The 24,367-nt window shown below is 48.0% G+C and carries 9 protein-coding genes, 2 tRNA genes and 9 rRNA genes; 15 read left to right on the top strand and 5 right to left on the bottom strand.

Going from position 1 to position 24,367, the window contains the following annotated elements:
• Positions 1-10: 10 nt before the first annotated feature.
• The 11 genes from Vt282_RS12875 (at position 11) to Vt282_RS12825 (ending at position 15,496) form a co-directional block, all read left to right on the top strand.
• Positions 11-1,549, top strand: a 16S ribosomal RNA gene (locus Vt282_RS12875).
• Positions 1,550-1,823: 274 nt separating this feature from the next.
• Positions 1,824-4,679: ribosomal RNA gene (locus Vt282_RS12870) — 23S ribosomal RNA — on the top strand.
• Positions 4,680-4,764: 85 nt separating this feature from the next.
• Positions 4,765-4,880: ribosomal RNA gene (gene rrf / locus Vt282_RS12865) — 5S ribosomal RNA — on the top strand.
• A 313-nt stretch (positions 4,881-5,193) separates the two neighbouring features.
• Positions 5,194-6,735: ribosomal RNA gene (locus Vt282_RS12860) — 16S ribosomal RNA — on the top strand.
• 272 nt (positions 6,736-7,007) lie between these two features.
• Positions 7,008-9,877 (top strand): 23S ribosomal RNA (locus Vt282_RS12855).
• An 83-nt stretch (positions 9,878-9,960) separates the two neighbouring features.
• Positions 9,961-10,074, top strand: a 5S ribosomal RNA gene (gene rrf, locus Vt282_RS12850).
• A gap of 313 nt (positions 10,075-10,387) precedes the next feature.
• Positions 10,388-11,931: ribosomal RNA gene (locus tag Vt282_RS12845) — 16S ribosomal RNA — on the top strand.
• Between the two features lie 87 nt (positions 11,932-12,018).
• A tRNA-Glu gene (locus tag Vt282_RS12840) sits at positions 12,019-12,095 on the top strand.
• Positions 12,096-12,351: 256 nt separating this feature from the next.
• A 23S ribosomal RNA gene (locus Vt282_RS12835) occupies positions 12,352-15,175 on the top strand.
• An 85-nt stretch (positions 15,176-15,260) separates the two neighbouring features.
• A 5S ribosomal RNA gene (gene rrf, locus Vt282_RS12830) occupies positions 15,261-15,376 on the top strand.
• The 16S, 23S and 5S rRNA genes sit together here with 2 tRNA genes alongside, the layout of an rRNA operon.
• A 44-nt stretch (positions 15,377-15,420) precedes the next feature.
• A tRNA-Asp gene (locus Vt282_RS12825) sits at positions 15,421-15,496 on the top strand.
• 262 nt (positions 15,497-15,758) lie between these two features.
• Here Vt282_RS12825 and Vt282_RS12820 read toward each other — a convergent pair.
• Positions 15,759-16,328 (bottom strand): uracil-DNA glycosylase family protein, encoded by a 570-nt coding sequence (locus tag Vt282_RS12820; protein ID WP_162063557.1) that lies wholly within the window; start codon positions 16,326-16,328, stop codon positions 15,759-15,761.
• Entirely contained in the window at positions 16,328-17,254 is a 927-nt protein-coding gene (locus Vt282_RS12815; RefSeq protein WP_162063556.1) for a D-2-hydroxyacid dehydrogenase, read from the bottom strand. The genes Vt282_RS12820 and Vt282_RS12815 overlap by 1 nt, the downstream gene beginning before the upstream one ends.
• A gap of 72 nt (positions 17,255-17,326) precedes the next feature.
• Between Vt282_RS12815 and Vt282_RS12810 the strand changes: the two genes are divergently transcribed.
• Entirely contained in the window at positions 17,327-17,914 is a 588-nt protein-coding gene (locus tag Vt282_RS12810; RefSeq protein ID WP_162045395.1) for a YjaG family protein, read from the top strand.
• 62 nt (positions 17,915-17,976) lie between these two features.
• Here the strand turns inward: Vt282_RS12810 and Vt282_RS12805 are convergent, their stop codons facing one another.
• Complete coding sequence (locus Vt282_RS12805; RefSeq protein ID WP_162045396.1) at positions 17,977-19,071, bottom strand: CNNM domain-containing protein; 1,095 nt, start codon at positions 19,069-19,071, stop codon at positions 17,977-17,979.
• 351 nt (positions 19,072-19,422) lie between these two features.
• Between Vt282_RS12805 and hupA the strand changes: the two genes are divergently transcribed.
• Together hupA and Vt282_RS12795 are read left to right on the top strand one after the other, a co-directional pair.
• Entirely contained in the window at positions 19,423-19,695 is a 273-nt protein-coding gene (gene hupA / locus Vt282_RS12800) for a nucleoid-associated protein HU-alpha (protein WP_075649482.1), read from the top strand.
• A gap of 48 nt (positions 19,696-19,743) precedes the next feature.
• Positions 19,744-20,433, top strand: coding sequence for a DUF1481 domain-containing protein (locus Vt282_RS12795; protein WP_162063555.1), 690 nt, complete (start codon positions 19,744-19,746; stop codon positions 20,431-20,433).
• 61 nt (positions 20,434-20,494) lie between these two features.
• Here the strand turns inward: Vt282_RS12795 and purD are convergent, their stop codons facing one another.
• The gene (purD, locus tag Vt282_RS12790; RefSeq protein WP_162063554.1) at positions 20,495-21,784 is read right to left on the bottom strand and encodes a phosphoribosylamine--glycine ligase; all 1,290 of its coding nucleotides are present in this window, start codon (positions 21,782-21,784) and stop codon (positions 20,495-20,497) included.
• A gap of 277 nt (positions 21,785-22,061) precedes the next feature.
• The gene (gene purH, locus Vt282_RS12785) at positions 22,062-23,654 is read right to left on the bottom strand and encodes a bifunctional phosphoribosylaminoimidazolecarboxamide formyltransferase/IMP cyclohydrolase (protein ID WP_162063553.1); all 1,593 of its coding nucleotides are present in this window, start codon (positions 23,652-23,654) and stop codon (positions 22,062-22,064) included.
• Positions 23,655-23,918: 264 nt separating this feature from the next.
• Here purH and zntR point away from each other — a divergent pair, with 264 nt between their 5' ends.
• Positions 23,919-24,353: a Zn(2+)-responsive transcriptional regulator gene (zntR, locus tag Vt282_RS12780; RefSeq protein ID WP_162063552.1), complete on the top strand. Its 435-nt coding sequence runs from the start codon at positions 23,919-23,921 to the stop codon at positions 24,351-24,353.
• Positions 24,354-24,367 lie beyond the last annotated feature (14 nt).

The following is a 24,367-nucleotide window of genomic DNA, read 5'->3' as shown; positions in this document are numbered from 1 at the left end:
ACAAAATCTTAAATTGAAGAGTTTGATCATGGCTCAGATTGAACGCTGGCGGCAGGCCTAACACATGCAAGTCGAGCGGCAGCGACAACATTGAACCTTCGGGGGATTTGTTGGGCGGCGAGCGGCGGACGGGTGAGTAATGCCTAGGAAATTGCCCTGATGTGGGGGATAACCATTGGAAACGATGGCTAATACCGCATGATGCCTACGGGCCAAAGAGGGGACCTTCGGGCCTCGCGTCAGGATATGCCTAGGTGGGATTAGCTAGTTGGTGAGGTAAGGGCTCACCAAGGCGACGATCCTAGCTGGTCTGAGAGGATGATCAGCCACACTGGAACTGAGACACGGTCCAGACTCCTACGGGAGGCAGCAGTGGGGAATATTGCACAATGGGCGCAAGCCTGATGCAGCCATGCCGCGTGTATGAAGAAGGCCTTCGGGTTGTAAAGTACTTTCAGTCGTGAGGAAGGTTCATGCGTTAATAGCGTATGGATTTGACGTTAGCGACAGAAGAAGCACCGGCTAACCCGTGCCAGCAGCCGCGGTAATACGGAGGGTGCGAGCGTTAATCGGAATTACTGGGCGTAAAGCGCATGCAGGTGGTTAGTTAAGTCAGATGTGAAAGCCCGGGGCTCAACCTCGGAATTGCATTTGAAACTGGCTGACTAGAGTACTGTAGAGGGGGGTAGAATTTCAGGTGTAGCGGTGAAATGCGTAGAGATCTGAAGGAATACCGGTGGCGAAGGCGGCCCCCTGGACAGATACTGACACTCAGATGCGAAAGCGTGGGGAGCAAACAGGATTAGATACCCTGGTAGTCCACGCCGTAAACGATGTCTACTTGAGGTTGTGGCCTTGAGCCGTGGCTTTCGGAGCTAACGCGTTAAGTAGACCGCCTGGGGAGTACGGTCGCAAGATTAAAACTCAAATGAATTGACGGGGGCCCGCACAAGCGGTGGAGCATGTGGTTTAATTCGATGCAACGCGAAGAACCTTACCTACTCTTGACATCCATAGAACTTAGCAGAGATGCTTTGGTGCCTTCGGGAACTATGAGACAGGTGCTGCATGGCTGTCGTCAGCTCGTGTTGTGAAATGTTGGGTTAAGTCCCGCAACGAGCGCAACCCTTATCCTTGTTTGCCAGCGAGTAATGTCGGGAACCCAGGGAGACTGCCGGTGATAAACCGGAGGAAGGTGGGGACGACGTCAAGTCATCATGGCCCTTACGAGTAGGCTACACGTGCTACAATGGCGTATACAGAGGGCTGCCAACTCGCGAGAGTGAGCGAATCCCAAAAAGTACGTCGTAGTCCGGATTGGAGTCTGCAACTCGACTCCATGAAGTCGGAATCGCTAGTAATCGTGGATCAGAATGCCACGGTGAATACGTTCCTGGCCTTGTACACACCGCCCGTCACACCATGGGAGTGGGCTGCAAAGAAGTGGGTAGTTTAACCTTCGAGGACGCTCACCACTTTGTGGTTCATGACTGGGGTGAAGTCGTAACAAGGTAGCGCTAGGGGAACCTGGCGCTGGATCACCTCCTTATACGATGATTATTGCGATGAGTGTTCACACAGATTGATGGTTTTGAAGCGAATGCTTCGAGCTATTATTGCTCTTTAACAATTTGGAAAGCTGACAAAACAACAATTTATTGTTGTTTGTAAAGTTCTCAAAGTATTCATTTATGAATACAACTAAAAACACATTCAAGTGTTCTTGGAATTTGAGTCCGGCAAAATCGAGTCTGCATCATGTATAAAAATTGCAGACAACTTTGGTGATTTGATTATCAACTCGAAACTCCTTCGGGTTGTATGGTTAAGTGACTAAGCGTACACGGTGGATGCCTTGGCAGTCAGAGGCGATGAAGGACGTATTAACTTGCGATAAGCCCAGATTAGGCAGTAAAAGCCACTTGAGTCTGGGATTTCCGAATGGGGAAACCCACTTACATAAGTAAGTATCGTTACGTGAATACATAGCGTAACGAGGCGAACCGGGGGAACTGAAACATCTAAGTACCCCGAGGAAAAGAAATCAACCGAGATTCCGAAAGTAGCGGCGAGCGAAATTGGACTAGCCCTTAAGCTTTACACGCGTTAGACGAACGGTCTGGAAAGTCCGACGATACAGGGTGATAGTCCCGTAGTTGACGATGTGTGTTCAGTGAAATCGAGTAGGGCGGGACACGTGTTATCCTGTCTGAATATGGGGGGACCATCCTCCAAGGCTAAATACTACTGACTGACCGATAGTGAACCAGTACCGTGAGGGAAAGGCGAAAAGAACCCCTGTGAGGGGAGAAATAGAACCTGAAACCGTGTACGTACAAGCAGGAGCAGGCTTTGTCCTGTGACTGCGTACCTTTGTATAATGGGTCAGCGACTTATATTCAGTGGCAAGGTTAACCATCTAGGGGAGCCGTAGGAAACCGAGTCTTAACTGGGCGTTCAGTCTCTGGATATAGACCCGAAACCAGGTGATTCAGCCATGGGCAGGTTGAAGGTTGAGTAACATCAACTGGAGGACCGAACCGACTAATGTTGAAAAATTAGCGGATGACTTGTGGCTAGGGTGAAAGGCCAATCAAACCTGGAGATAGCTGGTTCTCCCGAAAGCTATTTAGGTAGCGCCTCGGACGAATACTACTGGGGTAGAGCACTGTTAAGGCTAGGGGTCATCCCGACTTACCAACCCTTTGCAAACCCGAATACCAGTAAGTACTATCCGGGAGACACGGCGGGTGCTAACGTCCGTCGTGAGAGGGAAACAACCCAGACCGCCAGCTAAGGTCCCAAATTATAGCTAAGTGGGAAACGATGTGGGAAGGCTTAGACAGCTAGGATGTTGGCTTAGAAGCAGCCATCATTTAAAGAAAGCGTAATAGCTCACTAGTCGAGTCGGCCTGCGCGGAAGATGTAACGGGCTAAGCTATAAACCGAAGCTGCGGCAATAACTTTAGTTATTGGGTAGGGGAGTTCTGTAAGCCGTTGAAGGTGTGTTGTAAAGCATGCTGGAGGTATCAGAAGTGCGAATGCTGACATGAGTAACGATAAAGGGGTGAAAACCTCCTCGCCGGAAGACCAAGGGTTCCTGTCCAACGTTAATCGGGCAGGGTAAGTCGACCCTGGCGAGGCCGAAAGGCGTAGTCGATGGGAAACGGGTTAATATTCCCGTACTTTTACAATTGCGATGGGGACGGAGAAGGCTAGGTGGGCCTGGCGACGGTTGTCCAGGTTCAAGTGCGTAGGCTTAAGAGTTAGGTAAATCCGGCTCTTTTTAAGGCTGAGACACGACGTCGAGCTACTACGGTAGTGAAGTCATTGATGCCATGCTTCCAGGAAAAGCCTCTAAGCTTCAGATTGTAAGGAATCGTACCCCAAACCGACACAGGTGGTCGGGTAGAGAATACCAAGGCGCTTGAGAGAACTCGGGTGAAGGAACTAGGCAAAATGGTACCGTAACTTCGGGAGAAGGTACGCTCTTGACGGTGAAGTCCCTTGCGGATGGAGCTATTGAGAGTCGCAGATACCAGGTGGCTGCAACTGTTTATTAAAAACACAGCACTGTGCAAAATCGTAAGATGACGTATACGGTGTGACGCCTGCCCGGTGCCGGAAGGTTAATTGATGGGGTTAGACTTCGGTCGAAGCTCTTGATCGAAGCCCCGGTAAACGGCGGCCGTAACTATAACGGTCCTAAGGTAGCGAAATTCCTTGTCGGGTAAGTTCCGACCTGCACGAATGGCGTAATGATGGCCACGCTGTCTCCACCCGAGACTCAGTGAAATTGAAATCGCTGTGAAGATGCAGTGTACCCGCGGCTAGACGGAAAGACCCCGTGAACCTTTACTACAGCTTGGCACTGAACATTGACCCTACATGTGTAGGATAGGTGGGAGGCTTTGAAGCAAGTACGCCAGTATTTGTGGAGCCGTCCTTGAAATACCACCCTTGTAGTGTTGATGTTCTAACGTCGACCCTAATCGGGGTTACGGACAGTGCCTGGTGGGTAGTTTGACTGGGGCGGTCTCCCAAAGAGTAACGGAGGAGCACGAAGGTGGGCTAATCACGGTTGGACATCGTGAGGTTAGTGCAATGGCATAAGCCCGCTTAACTGCGAGAATGACGGTTCGAGCAGGTGCGAAAGCAGGTCATAGTGATCCGGTGGTTCTGAATGGAAGGGCCATCGCTCAACGGATAAAAGGTACCCGGGGATAACAGGCTGATACCGCCCAAGAGTTCATATCGACGGCGGTGTTTGGCACCTCGATGTCGGCTCATCACATCCTGGGGCTGAAGTCGGTCCCAAGGGTATGGCTGTTCGCCATTTAAAGTGGTACGCGAGCTGGGTTTAGAACGTCGTGAGACAGTTCGGTCCCTATCTGCCGTGGGCGTTGGAGAATTGAAAGGGGCTGCTCCTAGTACGAGAGGACCGGAGTGGACGAACCTCTGGTGTTCGGGTTGTGTCGCCAGACGCATTGCCCGGTAGCTAAGTTCGGAATCGATAACCGCTGAAAGCATCTTAGCGGGAAGCGAGCCTTGAGATGAGTTCTCCTGATACTTTAAGTATCCTAAAGGGTTGTCGGAGACTACGACGTTGATAGGTCAGGTGTGTAAGTGCTGTGAGGCATTGAGCTAACTGATACTAATTGCCCGTGAGGCTTAACCATACAACACCCAAGGGGTTTTGATTGGACTCAAATAGAACATTGAATGTGTAAGAACTGAAAACAGCTTTCCGAATTAAAGAATTTGCTTGGCGACCATAGCGATTTGGACCCACCTGATTCCATGCCGAACTCAGAAGTGAAACGAATTAGCGCCGATGGTAGTGTGGGGCTTCCCCATGTGAGAGTAGGACATCGCCAGGCTTTATTTCGCACTTGCTTATTTAATAAGCAAGTCACCATAAAGTTTTAAGAAAACTTAGAATTTTATGTTGACTTTCAAAGTGGGAAGCGTATTATACGCACCTCGCTGAGATGCTAAGGCATTGAAAGCAAAGCTCTTTAACAATATAAACCTATCAATCTGTGTGGGCACTCGTTGATGATAATCCAATTAGAAGCTTAGGCTTCAAATTGATTTCAATGAACTGAGTGACCAATTCGATACTTAGTATCGGCACAGTCAATTCAACATTACTATGTAATGTAATCAGTATTCATTGAGTCACAAAATCTTAAATTGAAGAGTTTGATCATGGCTCAGATTGAACGCTGGCGGCAGGCCTAACACATGCAAGTCGAGCGGCAGCGACAACATTGAACCTTCGGGGGATTTGTTGGGCGGCGAGCGGCGGACGGGTGAGTAATGCCTAGGAAATTGCCCTGATGTGGGGGATAACCATTGGAAACGATGGCTAATACCGCATGATGCCTACGGGCCAAAGAGGGGGACCTTCGGGCCTCTCGCGTCAGGATATGCCTAGGTGGGATTAGCTAGTTGGTGAGGTAAGGCTCACCAAGGCGACGATCCCTAGCTGGTCTGAGAGGATGATCAGCCACACTGGAACTGAGACACGGTCCAGACTCCTACGGGAGGCAGTGGGGAATATTGCACAATGGGCGCAAGCCTGATGCAGCCATGCCGCGTGTATGAAGAAGGCCTTCGGGTTGTAAAGTACTTTCAGTCGTGAGGAAGGTTCATGCGTTAATAGCGTATGGATTTGACGTTAGCGACAGAAGAAGCACCGGCTAACTCGTGCCAGCAGCCGCGGTAATACGGAGGGTGCGAGCGTTAATCGGAATTACTGGGCGTAAAGCGCATGCAGGTGGTTAGTTAAGTCAGATGTGAAAGCCCGGGGCTCAACCTCGGAATTGCATTTGAAACTGGCTGACTAGAGTACTGTAGAGGGGGGTAGAATTTCAGGTGTAGCGGTGAAATGCGTAGAGATCTGAAGGAATACCGGTGGCGAAGGCGGCCCCCTGGACAGATACTGACACTCAGATGCGAAAGCGTGGGGAGCAAACAGGATTAGATACCCTGGTAGTCCACGCCGTAAACGATGTCTACTTGGAGGTTGTGGCCTTGAGCCGTGGCTTTCGGAGCTAACGCGTTAAGTAGACCGCCTGGGGAGTACGGTCGCAAGATTAAAACTCAAATGAATTGACGGGGGCCCGCACAAGCGGTGGAGCATGTGGTTTAATTCGATGCAACGCGAAGAACCTTACCTACTCTTGACATCCATAGAACTTAGCAGAGATGCTTTGGTGCCTTCGGGAACTATGAGACAGGTGCTGCATGGCTGTCGTCAGCTCGTGTTGTGAAATGTTGGGTTAAGTCCCGCAACGAGCGCAACCCTTATCCTTGTTTGCCAGCGAGTAATGTCGGGAACTCAGGGAGACTGCCGGTGATAAACCGGAGGAAGGTGGGGACGACGTCAAGTCATCATGGCCCTTACGAGTAGGGCTACACGTGCTACAATGGCGTATACAGAGGGCTGCCAACTCGCGAGAGTGAGCGAATCCCAAAAGTACGTCGTAGTCCGGATTGAGTCTGCAACTCGACTCCATGAAGTCGGAATCGCTAGTAATCGTGGATCAGAATGCCACGGTGAATACGTTCCCGGCCTTGTACACACCGCCCGTCACACCATGGGAGTGGGCTGCAAAAGAAGTGGGTAGTTTAACCTTCGGGAGGACGCTCACCACTTTGTGGTTCATGACTGGGGTGAAGTCGTAACAAGGTAGCGCTAGGGGAACCTGGCGCTGGATCACCTCCTTATACGATGATTATTGCGATGAGTGTTCACACAGATTGATGGTTTTGAAGCAAATGCTTCGAGCTATTATTGCTCTTTAACAATTTGAAAGCTGACAAAACAACAATTTATTGTTGTTTGTAAAGTTCTCAAAGTATTCATTTATTGAATACAACTAAAACACATTCAAGTGTTCTTGGAATTTGAGTCCGGCAAAATCGAGTCTGCATCATGTATAAAATTGCAGACAACTTTGGTGATTTGATTATCAACTCGAAACTCCTTCGGGTTGTATGGTTAAGTGACTAAGCGTACACGGTGGATGCCTTGGCAGTCAGAGGCGATGAAGGACGTATTAACTTGCGATAAGCCCAGATTAGGCAGTAAAGCCACTTGAGTCTGGGATTTCCGAATGGGGAAACCCACTTACATAGTAAGTATCGTTACGTGAATACATAGCGTAACGAGGCGAACCGGGGAACTGAAACATCTAAGTACCCCGAGGAAAGAAATCAACCGAGATTCCGAAAGTAGCGGCGAGCGAAATTGGACTAGCCCTAAGCTTTACACGCGTTAGACGAACGGTCTGGAAAGTCCGACGATACAGGGTGATAGTCCCGTAGTTGACGATGTGTGTTCAGTGAAATCGAGTAGGGCGGGACACGTGTTATCCTGTCTGAATATGGGGACCATCCTCCAAGGCTAAATACTACTGACTGACCGATAGTGAACCAGTACCGTGAGGGAAAGGCGAAAAGAACCCTGTGAGGGGAGTGAAATAGAACCTGAAACCGTGTACGTACAAGCAGTAGGAGCAGGCTTTGTCCTGTGACTGCGTACCTTTTGTATAATGGGTCAGCGACTTATATTCAGTGGCAAGGTTAACCATCTAGGGGAGCCGTAGGGAAACCGAGTCTTAACTGGGCGTTCAGTCTCTGGATATAGACCCGAAACCAGGTGATCTAGCCATGGGCAGGTTGAAGGTTGAGTAACATCAACTGGAGGACCGAACCGACTAATGTTGAAAAATTAGCGGATGACTTGTGGCTAGGGGTGAAAGGCCAATCAAACCTGGAGATAGCTGGTTCTCCCCGAAAGCTATTTAGGTAGCGCCTCGGACGAATACTACTGGGGGTAGAGCACTGTTAAGGCTAGGGGGTCATCCCGACTTACCAACCCTTTGCAAACTCCGAATACCAGTAAGTACTATCCGGGAGACACACGGCGGGTGCTAACGTCCGTCGTGGAGAGGGAAACAACCCAGACCGCCAGCTAAGGTCCCAAATTATAGCTAAGTGGGAAACGATGTGGGAAGGCTTAGACAGCTAGGATGTTGGCTTAGAAGCAGCCATCATTTAAAGAAAGCGTAATAGCTCACTAGTCGAGTCGGCCTGCGCGGAAGATGTAACGGGGCTAAGCTATAAACCGAAGCTGCGGCAATAACTTTTAGTTATTGGGTAGGGGAGCGTTCTGTAAGCCGTTGAAGGTGTGTTGTAAAGCATGCTGGAGGTATCAGAAGTGCGAATGCTGACATGAGTAACGATAAAGGGTGAAAACCTCCTCGCCGGAAGACCAAGGGTTCCTGTCCAACGTTAATCGGGGCAGGTAAGTCGACCCTAAGGCGAGGCCGAAAGGCGTAGTCGATGGGAAACGGGTTAATATTCCCGTACTTCTTACAATTGCGATGGGGACGGAGAAGGCTAGGTGGGCCTGGCGACGGTTGTCCAGGTTCAAGTGCGTAGGCTTAAGAGTTAGGTAAATCCGGCTCTTTTAAGGCTGAGACACGACGTCGAGCTACTACGGTAGTGAAGTCATTGATGCCATGCTTCCAGGAAAAGCCTCTAAGCTTCAGATTGTAAGGAATCGTACCCCAAACCGACACAGGTGGTCGGGTAGAGAATACCAAGGCGCTTGAGAGAACTCGGGTGAAGGAACTAGGCAAAATGGTACCGTAACTTCGGGAGAAGGTACGCTCTTGACGGTGAAGTCCCTCGCGGATGGAGCTATTGAGAGTCGCAGATACCAGGTGGCTGCAACTGTTTATTAAAACACAGCACTGTGCAAAATCGTAAGATGACGTATACGGTGTGACGCCTGCCCGGTGCCGGAAGGTTAATTGATGGGGTTAGACTTCGGTCGAAGCTCTTGATCGAAGCCCCGGTAAACGGCGGCCGTAACTATAACGGTCCTAAGGTAGCGAAATTCCTTGTCGGGTAAGTTCCGACCTGCACGAATGGCGTAATGATGGCCACGCTGTCTCCACCCGAGACTCAGTGAAATTGAAATCGCTGTGAAGATGCAGTGTACCCGCGGCTAGACGGAAAGACCCCGTGAACCTTTACTACAGCTTGGCACTGAACATTGACCCTACATGTAGGATAGGTGGGAGGCTTTGAAGCAAGTACGCCAGTATTTGTGGAGCCGTCCTTGAAATACCACCCTTGTAGTGTTGATGTTCTAACGTCGACCCCTAATCGGGGTTACGGACAGTGCCTGGTGGGTAGTTTGACTGGGGCGGTCTCCTCCCAAAGAGTAACGGAGGAGCACGAAGGTGGGCTAATCACGGTTGGACATCGTGAGGTTAGTGCAATGGCATAAGCCCGCTTAACTGCGAGAATGACGGTTCGAGCAGGTGCGAAAGCAGGTCATAGTGATCCGGTGGTTCTGAATGGAAGGGCCATCGCTCAACGGATAAAAGGTACTCCGGGGATAACAGGCTGATACCGCCCAAGAGTTCATATCGACGGCGGTGTTTGGCACCTCGATGTCGGCTCATCACATCCTGGGGCTGAAGTCGGTCCCAAGGGTATGGCTGTTCGCCATTTAAAGTGGTACGCGAGCTGGGTTTAGAACGTCGTGAGACAGTTCGGTCCCTATCTGCCGTGGGCGTTGGAGAATTGAAAGGGGCTGCTCCTAGTACGAGAGGACCGGAGTGGACGAACCTCTGGTGTTCGGGTTGTGTCGCCAGACGCATTGCCCGGTAGCTAAGTTCGGAATCGATAACCGCTGAAAGCATCTAAGCGGGAAGCGAGCCTTGAGATGAGTTCTCCTGATACTTTAAGTATCCTAAAGGGTTGTCGGAGACTACGACGTTGATAGGTCAGGTGTGTAAGTGCTGTGAGGCATTGAGCTAACTGATACTAATTGCCCGTGAGGCTTAACCATACAACACCCAAGGGTTTTGATTGGACTCAAACAGAACATTGAATGTGTAAGAACGAAAACAGCTTTCCGAATTAAAGAATTTGCTTGGCGACCATAGCGATTTGGACCCACCTGATTCCATGCCGAACTCAGAAGTGAAACGAATTAGCGCCGATGGTAGTGTGGGCTTCCCATGTGAGAGTAGGACATCGCCAGGCTTTATTTCGCACTTGCTTATTTAATAAGCAAGTCACCATAAAGTTTTAAGAAAACTTAGAATTTTATGTTGACTTTCAAAGTGGGAAGCGTATTATACGCACCTCGCTGAGATGCTAAGGCATTGAAAGCAAAGCTCTTTAACAATATAAACCTATCAATCTGTGTGGGCACTCGTTGATGATAATCCAATTAGAAGCTTAGGCTTCAAATTGATTTCAATGAACTGAGTGACCAATTCGATACTTAGTATCGGCACAGTCAATTCAACATTACTATGTAATGTAATCAGTATTCATTGAGTCACAAAATCTTAAATTGAAGAGTTTGATCATGGCTCAGATTGAACGCTGGCGGCAGGCCTAACACATGCAAGTCGAGCGGCAGCGACAACATTGAACCTTCGGGGGATTTGTTGGGCGGCGAGCGGCGGACGGGTGAGTAATGCCTAGGAAATTGCCCTGATGTGGGGGATAACCATTGGAAACGATGGCTAATACCGCATGATGCCTACGGGCCAAAGAGGGGACCTTCGGGCCTCGCGTCAGGATATGCCTAGGTGGGATTAGCTAGTTGGTGAGGTGGGCTCACCAAGGCGACGATCCCTAGCTGGTCTGAGAGGATGATCAGCCACACTGGAACTGAGACACGGTCCAGACTCCTACGGGAGGCAGCAGTGGGGAATATTGCACAATGGGCGCAAGCCTGATGCAGCCATGCCGCGTGTATGAAGAAGGCCTTCGGGTTGTAAAGTACTTTCAGTCGTGAGGAAGGTTCATGCGTTAATAGCGTATGGATTTGACGTTAGCGACAGAAGAAGCACCGGCTAACTCCGTGCCAGCAGCCGCGGTAATACGGAGGGTGCGAGCGTTAATCGGAATTACTGGGCGTAAAGCGCATGCAGGTGGTTAGTTAAGTCAGATGTGAAAGCCCGGGGCTCAACCTCGGAATTGCATTTGAAACTGGCTGACTAGAGTACTGTAGAGGGGGGTAGAATTTCAGGTGTAGCGGTGAAATGCGTAGAGATCTGAAGGAATACCGGTGGCGAAGGCGGCCCCCTGGACAGATACTGACACTCAGATGCGAAAGCGTGGGGAGCAAACAGGATTAGATACCCTGGTAGTCCACGCCGTAAACGATGTCTACTTGAGGTTGTGGCCTTGAGCCGTGGCTTTCGGAGCTAACGCGTTAAGTAGACCGCCTGGGGAGTACGGTCGCAAGATTAAAACTCAAATGAATTGACGGGGCCCACAAGCGGTGGAGCATGTGGTTTAATTCGATGCAACGCGAAGAACCTTACCTACTCTTGACATCCATAGAACTTAGCAGAGATGCTTTGGTGCCTTCGGGAACTATGAGACAGGTGCTGCATGGCTGTCGTCAGCTCGTGTTGTGAAATGTTGGGTTAAGTCCCGCAACGAGCGCAACCCTTATCCTTGTTTGCCAGCGAGTAATGTCGGGAACTCCAGGGAGACTGCCGGTGATAAACCGGAGGAAGGTGGGGACGACGTCAAGTCATCATGGCCCTTACGAGTAGGGCTACACACGTGCTACAATGGCGTATACAGAGGGCTGCCAACTCGCGAGAGTGAGCGAATCCCAAAAAGTACGTCGTAGTCCGGATTGGAGTCTGCAACTCGACTCCATGAAGTCGGAATCGCTAGTAATCGTGGATCAGAATGCCACGGTGAATACGTTCCCGGGCCTTGTACACACCGCCCGTCACACCATGGGAGTGGGCTGCAAAAGAAGTGGGTAGTTTAACCTTCGGGAGGACGCTCACCACTTTGTGGTTCATGACTGGGGTGAAGTCGTAACAAGGTAGCGCTAGGGGAACCTGGCGCTGGATCACCTCCTTATACGATGATTATCGTGATGAGTGTCCACACAGATTGATGGTTTATAAAGTAAAGAGAATGAAGATTTCCCAAATCTTTAAATCCAGTGTCCCGTTCGTCTAGAGGTTTAGGACACCGCCCTTTCAATGGCGGTGTAACAGGGTTCGACTCCCTACGGGATACCATCTTTAAAGGTTTTTCCTTAAGAATCTTTAAAAATGGTTTTGAAAGAAATCAAGCTCTTTAACAATTTGGAAAGCTGACAAAACAACAATTTATTGTTGTTTGTAAAGTTCTCAAAGTATTCATTTATGAATACAACTAAAACACATTCAAGTGTTCTTGGAATTTGAGTCCGGCAAAATCGAGTCTGCATCATGTATAAAATTGCAGACAACTTTGGTGATTTGATTATCAACTCGAAACTCCTTCGGGTTGTATGGTTAAGTGACTAAGCGTACACGGTGGATGCCTTGGCAGTCAGAGGCGATGAAGGACGTATTAACTTGCGATAAGCCCAGATTAGGCAGTAAAGCCACTTGAGTCTGGGATTTCCGAATGGGAAACCCACTTACATAAGTAAGTATCGTTACGTGAATACATAGCGTAACGAGGCGAACCGGGGAACTGAAACATCTAAGTACCCGAGGAAAAGAAATCAACCGAGATTCCGAAAGTAGCGGCGAGCGAAATTGGACTAGCCCTAAGCTTTACACGCGTTAGACGAACGGTCTGGAAAGTCCGACGATACAGGGTGATAGTCCCGTAGTTGACGATGTGTGTTCAGTGAAATCGAGTAGGGCGGGACACGTGTTATCCTGTCTGAATATGGGGACCATCCTCCAAGGCTAAATACTACTGACTGACCGATAGTGAACCAGTACCGTGAGGGAAAGGCGAAAAGAACCCCGTGAGGGAGTGAAATAGAACCTGAAACCGTGTACGTACAAGCAGTAGGAGCAGGCTTTGTCCTGTGACTGCGTACCTTTGTATAATGGGTCAGCGACTTATATTCAGTGGCAAGGTTAACCATCTAGGGAGCCGTAGGGAAACCGAGTCTTAACTGGGCGTTCAGTCTCTGGATATAGACCCGAAACCAGGTGATTCAGCCATGGGCAGGTTGAAGGTTGAGTAACATCAACTGGAGGACCGAACCGACTAATGTTGAAAAATTAGCGGATGACTTGTGGCTAGTGAAAGGCCAATCAAACCTGGAGATAGCTGGTTCTCCCGAAAGCTATTTAGGTAGCGCCTCGGACGAATACTACTGGGGTAGAGCACTGTTAAGGGGGTCATCCCGACTTACCAACCCTTTGCAAACCCGAATACCAGTAAGTACTATCCGGGAGACACACGGGTGCTAACGTCCGTCGTGGAGAGAAACAACCCAGACCGCCAGCTAAGGTCCCAAATTATAGCTAAGTGGGAAACGATGTGGGAAGGCTTAGACAGCTAGGATGTTGGCTTAGAAGCAGCCATCATTTAAAGAAAGCGTAATAGCTCACTAGTCGAGTCGGCCTGCGCGGAAGATGTAACGGGGCTAAGCTATAAACCGAAGCTGCGGCAATTTTAGTTATTGGGTAGGGGAGCGTTCTGTAAGCCGTTGAAGGTGTGTTGTAAAGCATGCTGGAGGTATCAGAAGTGCGAATGCTGACATGAGTAACGATAAAGGGTGAAAACCCTCGCCGGAAGACCAGGGTTCCTGTCCAACGTTAATCGGGCAGGGTAAGTCGACCCCAAGGCGAGGCCGAAAGGCGTAGTCGATGGGAAACGGGTTAATATTCCCGTACTTCTACAATTGCGATGGGGGACGGAGAAGGCTAGGTGGGCCTGGCGACGGTTGTCCAGGTTCAAGTGCGTAGGCTTAAGAGTTAGGTAAATCCGGCTCTTTTAAGGCTGAGACACGACGTCGAGCTACTACGGTAGTGAAGTCATTGATGCCATGCTTCCAGGAAAGCCCCTAAGCTTCAGATTGGGGAATCGTACCCCAAACCGACACAGGTGGTCGGGTAGAGAATACCAAGGCGCTTGAGAGAACTCGGGTGAAGGAACTAGGCAAAATGGTACCGTAACTTCGGGAGAAGGTACGCTCTTGACGGTGAAGTCCCTCGCGGATGGAGCTATTGAGAGTCGCAGATACCAGGTGGCTGCAACTGTTTATTAAAACACAGCACTGTGCAAAATCGTAAGATGACGTATACGGTGTGACGCCTGCCCGGTGCCGGAAGGTTAATTGATGGGGTTAGACTTCGGTCGAAGCTCTTGATCGAAGCCCGGTAAACGGCGGCCGTAACTATAACGGTCCTAAGGTAGCGAAATTCCTTGTCGGGTAAGTTCCGACCTGCACGAATGGCGTAATGATGGCCACGCTGTCTCCACCCGAGACTCAGTGAAATTGAAATCGCTGTGAAGATGCAGTGTACCCGCGCTAGACGGAAAGACCCCGTGAACCTTTACTACAGCTTGGCACTGAACATTGACCCTACATGTAGGATAGGTGGAGGCTTTGAAGCAAGTACGCCAGTATTTGTGGAGCCGTCCTTGAAATACCACCCTGTAGTGTTGATGTTCTAACGTCGACCCCTAATCGGGGTTACGGACAGTGCCTGGTGGTTTGACTGGGGCGGTCTCCTCCCAAGAGTAACGGAGGAGCACGAAGGTGGGCTAATCACGGTTGGACATCGTGAGGTTAGTGCAATGGCATAAGCCCGCTTAACTGCGAGAATGACGGTTCGAGCAGGTGCGAAAGCAGGTCATAGTGATCCGGTGGTTCTGAATGGAAGGGCCATCGCTCAACGGATAAAAGGTACCCGGGGATAACAGGCTGATACCGCCCAAGAGTTCATATCGACGGCGGTGTTTGGCACCTCGATGTCGGCTCATCACATCCTGGAAGCGAAGTCAAGGGTAGGGTGGCTGTTCGCCATTTAAAGTGGTACGCGAGCTGGGTTTAGAACGTCGTGAGACAGTTCGGTCCCTATCTGCCGTGGGCGTTGGAGAATTGAAAGGGCTGCTCCTAGTACGAGAGGACCGGAGGACGAACCTCTGGTGTTCGGGTTGTGTCGCCAGACGCATTGCCCGGTAGCTAAGTTCGGAATCGATAACCGCTGAAAGCATCTAAGCGGGAAGCGAGCCTGAGATGAGTTCTCCTGATACTTTAAGTATCCTAAAGGGTTGTCGGAGACTACGACGTTGATAGGTCAGGTGTGTAAGTGCTGTGAGGCATTGAGCTAACTGATACTAATTGCCCGTGAGGCTTAACCATACAACACCCAAGGGGTTTTGATTGGACTCAAATAGAACATTGAATGTGTAAGAACTGAAAACAGCTTTCCGAATTAAAGAATTTGCTTGGCGACCATAGCGATTTGGACCCACCTGATTCCATGCCGAACTCAGAAGTGAAACGAATTAGCGCCGATGGTAGTGTGGGGCTTCCCCATGTGAGAGTAGGACATCGCCAGGCTTTAAATTATGAACACTTGTCAGCGACGACAAGTAGTCCACTGCGGAGTGGTAGTTCAGTTGGTTAGAATACCGGCCTGTCACGCCGGGGGTCGCGGGTTCGAGTCCCGTCCACCCGCCACTTATTTAACCCGATGCGAAAGCGTCGGGTTTTTAATATCTGAAGAAAAGTTCCTTGCAAAGGAATCGAGTCCCACTGGATTGCCAGCCCAGCAGCTCCGCCACTTATTGTAAAGCCCTCACTAGGCGTGTCCGCAAGAAATCGCAGAGCTTTTTTACATTCAATGAAAATCAAATTGGAACGCTCGATATCTTAGCTATCTACATCGCTTTGGGATGTATCTGTAGCGATCGTCTATTATTCCGTAGTGAAACCTTCCTACTTAAACTTTCTGCTGTACATACTCTCTTATATAAGCCACAACATCTGCTTCAAACCATGGGTTTTTCTTGAGCCAGAGCGTGTTACGAGGTGAGGGGTGTGGCAAAGGAATATATTTAGGTGCCCACTGCTGCCAATTCCTCACGGTTTCAGTGAGGGTTTTCGGTTTATCGCTTAGGTAATAGTTTTGTGCATACTGTCCGATTAACAGCGTCATTTCGATATTGGGCAGATGTTCAAGCACTGCTTGATGCCATTTAGGTGCGCATTCTTTTCTGGGTGGTAGATCACCACTGTTTCCTTTTCCCGGGTAGCATAAACCCATAGGCATAATCGCTATTTTGCGAGGAGCATAAAACGTAGGCTTATCGATCTGTAACCATTCTCTTAGCCTGTCACCGCTGGGATCATTCCAAGGAATTGAGCTTTTGTGCACCCGTGTACCTGGAGCTTGGCCAATGATCAACAATCTTGCATCCTGATGAGCTTGAATTATGGGGTTGGCTCCTAAAGGTAGCTCTGGTTCGCACAAGCGGCATTGTCTGATTTGTTTAAGCAATTGTTCTAGCATCAGTAGCCTTTATTGAAATCAATTCTGTTGTGCAGTGTATAGCCTTGTTCCCAGTGTAGATAGTTATCGACAAATATCTTCACCACTTGTTCTGGAAAACTTAGGGCAGCGATGTGGGGTGTGATGGTAATGTTTGGGTGGCGCCAGTATGGGTGGTCGTCATTTAGTGGCTCTTGCTCAAACACGTCGAGAAAAGCATGCTCAATTTGCTTACTCTTCAATGCGCGTAATAGTGCTGCTTGGTTAACGCTGTTTCCACGTCCGACATTAAAAAACAGCACATTCTGCGCCTGGCTAAATGCCTGATGATTGAAGATGCCTCGAGTCTTGATGGTGTCAGGTAAGGTTGAAACAACGATGTCAGAGTGGCTAATGGCTGTTGCTAATTCATCGATATGATAAATTCGACTAAAAGGCGAACTGGCTTTTGGGATCCCACTAGTATTGACGCCCTGCGTTGTAATGCCGAATACGCTTGCCACTTTAGCTAAATGCGTGCCTATTTCACCTGTACCAACGATTGTCATGGTTTTGCTATCTAAGGTTTGATACTGATGAGGTTGCCAATTTGCTTTGGTCTGCTGTTGTTTGTAGAGCTGCAAATGACGATAGTGCTCAATACTCAAGCCCAATACGTATTCCGATATTTGTTGTCCGAAAATACCTTTCACATTTGTCAGCAGGTAATCTTGGCGTAGGCTATCTTTGATTAGAGCATCTACGCCGGCATAAACGGATTGAACCCATTGTAAGTTTTCACACTGATTCAGTATGGGAGCGACCAGCGGTGGTGCCGCCAAAATGATATGCGCTTCACGAGCGTGTGGTGTTATCTCTAAACTAGGTAGATTGTACGATTCAACCAGCTTTTGGTATGTCTCGTTTTGCTCTGTCAAAATAAAGAGTTTTTTCGTGAAATTGTTCATAGGCTTTGCTTTTTTCCCTGCTGGTTATCAAGTAAACTGCCGCTGTATTTTTCTGCAACCAATTGAGCCATTATGCTAAGAAACCCACTTCAGCTTCGTCTTGAGAAGTTAGAACCTTGGAAACAGATAACCTTCATGGCTTGTCTGTGTGAGCGTATGTACCCAAACTACGCAATGTTTTGTGAAAACACTCAGTTTGCTTCGGCTCGCACCTATCGTGACATTCTAGATAGTATCTGGGAACAACTAACGGTGAAAACGGCAAAGGTTAACTTTGAGCGTCAACTTGAGAAGTTAGAAGAGATCATTCCTAGCTCAGAAGATTTTGATTTTTACGGCGTCTACCCAGCAATCGATGCGTGCGTTGCACTATCAACGATGATCCATGGTTTACTTGATCGTGATGATCTGTTCGAAAGTATGCAGAAAGTAAGTCAGCAGTCTGTCGTGACAGTTGCTCAACTAGAAGAAGCGCAAACCGGTGAAGAAATCACTGATGAAAATCAAAAAGACAATGAAGCTGTGTGCGCGGAATGGGATGTTCAGTGGGCTATCTTCCGTCCGTTAAAAGACGCAGAAGAACGTGATATTGATTTGATTAAAGACTTACGTGCAGAACTGAAAGAAGAAGGCGTGAGTAATATCGGTATCAGTCTATAATCGATACAAACCCAAGATACAAAAAAGGGAGCTTGAGCTCCCTTTTCTAATTCGACCAACTATTATTTATCTTTATCGACCGTTTGAGGCTCGTATTCCTCATCGTCGTCATCACGACTCTCGATTACACCGTGTTGCTTCTTCCATTGATCCCAGCGTTCAAACGCCAGCTCTTGCATGTCGGTTGCATTATCGGCTTCATCAACAATCTCTTCGCCGATTAAGTGTTCAAAGATATCTTCCAGCGTCAACAGACCCAGTACAGTACCGTATTCATCGACCACTAGTGATAGCTGAAGGCGCTTAGAGAGCATTTGGTCAAACGCTTTAGGCAAAGGCATGTTATTTAGCAAAACATGCACAGGGCGCATTACAGAGCCAAGTTGCTTATCTCCGCTGCCTGATTGTTTTAACTTGAACAGCTCAAGGCGATGGACAAAGCCGACGATATTGTCATTCGTTTCGCTATAAACCAGCGGGCGAGAAAATGGTGTATCGCGGTGTTCTGCTAAGAACTCTTTGATTGTCATTTCTGCATCGACACGGAATAGTACCGTGCGTGGTGTCATCACTTGTGTTACTGGTACTTCTTGAATGCCCAGAAGGTTACTTAGAATTTTTGATTCACCCTCTGCAAATTCACCACTCTCTCTCGCTAGAATTGCCATTGCTGATAGTTCATCACGCATTTTTGGTGCTTCATGACCACGTGCAAGACGTTTAGTAATTTGTTCAGAGAACCATACGAATGGTGTCAGTAGCCATACCATCCAACGTAGCGTGCTAGCTGCAAATGGCGCAAGTTGGCGCCAGTAAGTTGCACCAATCGTTTTTGGCACGATTTCAGATAGAACAAGAATAGCTAACGTTAGTACGGCAGAGAACACACCTAACCATTCGCTACCGAACACAATCGCTGCTTGAGCACCCGCTGTTGCCGCACCGATAGTGTGTGCAATGGTGTTTAGAGTCAGGATAGAAGCCAATGGACGGTCAATGTCTTGTTTTAGCTTGGCAAGTTTATCTGCCGCTGGATGACCATTTTGACGCATTTGAGCAATAAAGCTCGGAGTAATACTTAGTAAGACCGCTTCGAGAACTGAACAGATAAAAGATACGCCAATCGCGACAGTGACGTATATAGTTAGCAGCAACATATTGTTCCTATAAAAGTTATTACCACGACCTAATTTTGCTATGAAATGGTCTCACAATTCGAGTGAAAATTCCCGTTTCGATATGCCTGGGCATTATTGGTGTGCGTATTTTATCATCTCTAAACCGCGTAATATCAGGCTTAACGTTGTTTGAGCGGTTAATAAATAAGGTTAAATTGATTTAAAACAAGTATTGATTATGGCTTAGCTGGTAACAATTTGTGAGTTATTACTCATATTGTGGTTAAAAGTAAGGCATCAAAGCCAAAGAATGCCTACAAACCTTTGCCAGATGGGGCATTTATGCTTTAGAGTGAGTCGAATTCGATAACATATGAGAAGGGAAACCTAATGAACAAGACCCAATTAATCGACTTTATCGCAGAGAAAGCAGACCTATCTAAAGCACAAGCTAAAGCTGCTCTTGAAGCTACTCTTGAAGGTGTATCTGGTGCACTTAAAGAGGGTGACCAAGTTCAACTAATTGGTTTTGGTACATTCAAAGTAAACCACCGCGCTGCACGTACTGGTCGTAACCCTAAGACTGGTGCTGAAATTCAAATCGCAGCAGCTAATGTTCCTGCTTTCGTTGCTGGTAAAGCACTTAAAGACGCAGTGAAATAATTAAATTAACGCCAGGACCCGTTGTGGTCTTGGCGTTTGCCTACGCTTATGAAAAACAAATTCCTTCCTTCACTAATCCTCTCTCTCCTTTTTGGCTGTTCAGCTAATATTTCTAACCCACAGAACGAACTTATTGCCTCCCACTCAGGTGGACAAAGCATGGGTGATGCGACCAGTTTATATTGGTATACCGAGCGTTTGGGTATTCCTTTGCATGCTGAAGACTATGTGGTCGCGGGTGATTATGGCTGGTATCAAAGTAATTATCGTTGGGAAGAGGGCAGTGTTCGAGAGCTGATTCGTGAAGGTGAACAGTTAAAAGAAGCTAAAGGCCTTGTGCCCTATAAGATTCATGTGCGCTTTAACCAGCAAGGTGAAGCCGTTTATCAGCAATATCGCTTGGATGATAAAGTGCTGCCGTTAAAATCTGATTTTCTCGAGCAATTGAAGAATGAAGCAATTAGCGTGGTTGAAAAAACCAAAGCACAAAATGCTCAAGGTACGCAGTTGATTCAAGGGTATTGGGATGGGCGTGAATTTGAAACTTGTGACGGTGAAGAATTTGCCAATTTAGAGTTCAATCAGAGCCTTCCAAGTTTTGTGGTTGAGCGTTTAGCAAGTATTGATAGTTATGTGGCATTTGTTGGTAGTGAAAGCAGTGACCGATTGGTTGTTGATGATTTACTGATGCTGTCCGATGATGGTCAGCCATGTATCGATCCACCGGACATGAAGTAAAGAATAGAAAAGGCACTCAACTGAGTGCCTTTTTTCTGTCTAGTATCTGTTAATATCAAATTTAGGCTTGGTTTTCGCGCTCTATCGCTCTGTAACCGATGTCGTTGCGATAGAACATACCTTTCCAGCTAATTTGTTTTGCAAGCTCGTAAGCATGCGTCTGCGCTTCTGACACGCTATTGCCTAATGCCGTCGCACACAATACACGCCCACCATTAGTCACAATATCACCTGCATTATTGCTGGTACCGGCATGGAAGACTTTTTCACCTTCCACTTCGATTTGTGGTAAGCCTGAAATGACGTCACCTTTATCGTATGCGCTAGGATAGCCACCGGCAGCCAGTACAATACCAATCGAAGCGCGAGGATCCCACTTAGATTCAACTTGATCGAGTCTTTTATCGATCGCAGCTAGGCAGAGTTCAACCATGTCGGATTGCATGCGCATCATAATTGGTTGGGTTTCAGGATCACCAAAGCGGCAGTTGTATTCGATCACTTTTGGTGTACCGTCTTGATCAATCATTAGACCTGCGTATAGGAAGCCCGTGTATGGATTTCCTTCTGCAGCCATACCTTGAACAGTTGGATAGATAACCTCTTGCATGATGCGGTCATGAATCTCAGGCGTGACTACTGGCGCAGGAGAATAGGCACCCATACCACCGGTGTTTGGCCCCGTATCTTTATCGCCAACACGTTTGTGATCTTGGCTGGTCGCCATTGGCAATACGTTTTCACCATCCACCATGACGATAAAACTTGCTTCTTCGCCATCGAGGAACTCTTCGATAACCACACGGCTTCCTGCTGCGCCAAAGGCATTACCAGCAAGCATATCTTTAATGGCATCTTCTGCTTCTTGCAGTGTCATTGCCACAATGACGCCTTTCCCTGCGGCAAGACCATCCGCTTTAACAACGATAGGCGCACCTTGTTCACGAACATAAGCCAGCGCAGGCTCAATTTCAGTGAAGTTTGCGTAAGCAGCCGTTGGAATCGCATGACGAGCAAGGAAGTCTTTAGTAAACGCTTTTGAGCCTTCAAGCTGTGCAGCGGCTTGCGTTGGGCCAAAGATTGGTAAGCCTGCGACTTGGAATGCATCAACCACACCGATAACGAGTGGTGCTTCAGGACCGACGATAGTCAGTTCGATGGCATTTTCTTGGGCAAATTTGACGAGCGATTGTACATCTTCAACGTCAATGTTGACGTTCTCAAGTTTAGGCTCAAGTGCTGTGCCTGCATTACCAGGGGCAATAAACACGGTTTCTACGTCAGGGTTTTGTGCGACTTTCCAACCTAGTGCATGTTCACGACCGCCGGAGCCAATAATTAATACCTTCATCTCTTAAAATCCTTATAGCGTCGTCAGTGTCTTAATTTCTGCGTCAAAAGTGCTCATTTATACTTATAAACTGCGCGCTTTTTCCTTGAACTTAAAGACACCGACTTGCTCTATGTATTTCAAATATCCAAATTAATTAAGAAAAACTATGTCCTCAAAGTAATGGGTGTTGTGGCAAGGCAACAATCGAGCTCATCCCTAGGAGCATAGTTATCTATACGACTAGGGTTAGCGAGTGCCGTTAACGTAGCCACAGCGCTCAATACGAAGTGTGGAATTAGTGGCGGAAATGACGTATCCCGGTAAAGATCATCGCCATACCATGTTCATCTGCTGCTGCGATTACTTCATCATCGCGCATAGAGCCGCCAGGTTGAATGACACACTTAATTCCAGCTTCGGCAGCGGCGTCAATGCCGTCACGAAATGGGAAGAATGCATCTGAAGCCATTACGCTACCTGCGACTTCTAAACCTTCATCTGCCGCTTTAATACCAGCAATTTTAGCCGAATAAACGCGGCTCATTTGACCTGCACCCACACCGATAGTCATGTCGCCTTTAGCGTAAACAATCGCATTGGATTTCACGTACTTGGCTACTTTCCAGCAGAATAGGGCATCTTTCAGTTCTTCTTCTGTTGGTTGGCGCTTAGAGACCACTTTCAGGTCATCTCGGCTAACCATGCCTTGGTCACGGTCTTGAACTAATAGACCGCCATTAACACGCTTGACATCGAAACCTGTGGTCTTGGTTGACCATTCGCCACACTCAAGTAGGCGTACGTTCTTTTTCGCTGCAACGACGTCAATCGCTTCAGCAGAAACAGAAGGTGCAATAATCACCTCAACGAATTGACGCTCAACGATTGCTTGTGCCGTTGCTGCATCTAATTCTTGGTTGAATGCAATGATGCCGCCGAATGCTGAGGTTGGGTCAGTTTGGTAAGCGCGGTTGTAAGCTTCAAGGATGTCTTTACCTAGTGCGACACCACATGGGTTAGCATGCTTAACGATCACACACGCTGGCTCATTGAACTCTTTCACACACTCAAGTGCGGCATCGGTATCGGCGATGTTATTGTAAGAAAGGGCTTTACCTTGGATTTGACGCGCGGTGGAGACAGAGGCTTCTTGTGGGTTTGCTTCGACATAGAAAGCAGCCGCTTGGTGGCTGTTCTCACCGTAACGCATGTCTTGCTTTTTCTCGAACTGTTGATTGAATGTACGAGGGAATTTACTTTCTTCGTCGCCTTCTTTGTTCTCGCCATATGACGGAACCATAGTGCCGAAGTAGTTTGCGATCATACCATCGTATGCCGCTGTGTGTTCAAATGCGGCGATCGCAAGGTCAAAGCGTGTGTCTAGAGTCAGAGATCTATCGTTCGCATCCATCTCTGTGATAACGCGATTGTAATCACCAGCGTTAACGACGATCGTCACATCTTTGTGGTTTTTCGCCGCAGAGCGAACCATTGTTGGACCACCAATATCGATGTTTTCAACAGCATCCGCTAGAGTACAGCCTTGCTGAGCAACGGTTGCCGCAAATGGGTATAGGTTAACCACAACCATATCGATAGGTTTGATGCCGTGTTTGTCCATTACGTCATCATCTTGACCGCGACGGCCAAGTACACCACCGTGAACTTTTGGATGTAGCGTCTTTACACGGCCGTCCATCATTTCTGGGAAACCAGTGTAGTCTGAGACTTCAGTTACTGAGATACCTTGCTCAGCCAGTAGGCGAGCTGTACCACCAGTGGAAAGAATGTCGACGCCTCGCTCAACTAGAGCTTGAGCAAACTCAACAATCCCTGTTTTGTCTGATACGCTAATTAGCGCGCGGCGAATAGGACGAGCGGTATTCATGCTTCCATTTTCCTCAAATTCACGAATTAAAAGATGCTTGCCAAAAATGAACTTGTTTCTACATCATGAAGTAGAATATTGGCCAGTTTTGGTAAAGACCTTTTTGCCTTTTCATCGAGCGAGTAAGTTGCTCTGAATTTGAACGCGCACAGTCTAACTAATTTATTACAAAAAAGCTCGCGCAATCGTTTGGCATCGCAAAAATAATTGTAATTATGCCGATATTTAAGCGTGTACGTAACCAAACCGTTAAAAGGAAATGTCATGTTTCAGATTGGAGAATTGGCCAAAAGGTGTGTGACGGCCGATACACTGCGTTTTTATGAAAAAAACGGCCTTATCAACCCCGCTGGTCGCAGTGAGTCGGGCTATCGTCTCTACAATGAAGAGAATCAAAAGCAGGTAGCGTTCGTTCTTAAATCGAAGGATTTGGGTTTGAGCTTAGAAGAGATTAAAGAGCTCTTAGAAATAAAATTGGAAGCGACCGAGCATAGTTGCGCCGAAGTTAAAGCGATCACCTCTGCCAAACTCACAGTGATTGATGAAAAAATTGAAGAGCTAACTCGAATTCGAACAGCACTGAAAAAAATTAATGATGCGTGTTGTGGTGATGTGGAAGATAACGCCAGTCATTGCTCAATCTTAGGGGCGCTTGCGGATGAAGAGTGTGAGCAGAGTTGCTGTCACCATCATCAATAGCATTGAGTGCTGGT

This window comes from Vibrio taketomensis (assembly GCF_009938165.1).
Classification (GTDB): domain Bacteria; phylum Pseudomonadota; class Gammaproteobacteria; order Enterobacterales; family Vibrionaceae; genus Vibrio; species Vibrio taketomensis.
This window is presented reverse-complemented; position numbering and strand designations above follow the sequence as displayed.

Excerpts from the sequence above, each read along its gene's own strand:
- Vt282_RS12805 (WP_162045396.1), bottom strand. The coding sequence starts at position 19,071 with ATGTTGCTGCTAACTATATACGTCACTGTCGCGATTGGCGTATCTTTT.
- purH (WP_162063553.1), bottom strand. The coding sequence starts at position 23,654 with ATGAATACCGCTCGTCCTATTCGCCGCGCGCTAATTAGCGTATCAGAC.
- Vt282_RS12795 (WP_162063555.1), top strand. The coding sequence starts at position 19,744 with ATGAAAAACAAATTCCTTCCTTCACTAATCCTCTCTCTCCTTTTTGGC.
- Vt282_RS12810 (WP_162045395.1), top strand. The coding sequence starts at position 17,327 with ATGCTAAGAAACCCACTTCAGCTTCGTCTTGAGAAGTTAGAACCTTGG.
- hupA (WP_075649482.1), top strand. The coding sequence starts at position 19,423 with ATGAACAAGACCCAATTAATCGACTTTATCGCAGAGAAAGCAGACCTA.
- Vt282_RS12820 (WP_162063557.1), bottom strand. The coding sequence starts at position 16,328 with ATGCTAGAACAATTGCTTAAACAAATCAGACAATGCCGCTTGTGCGAA.
- Vt282_RS12815 (WP_162063556.1), bottom strand. The coding sequence starts at position 17,254 with ATGAACAATTTCACGAAAAAACTCTTTATTTTGACAGAGCAAAACGAG.
- purD (WP_162063554.1), bottom strand. The coding sequence starts at position 21,784 with ATGAAGGTATTAATTATTGGCTCCGGCGGTCGTGAACATGCACTAGGT.
- zntR (WP_162063552.1), top strand. The coding sequence starts at position 23,919 with ATGTTTCAGATTGGAGAATTGGCCAAAAGGTGTGTGACGGCCGATACA.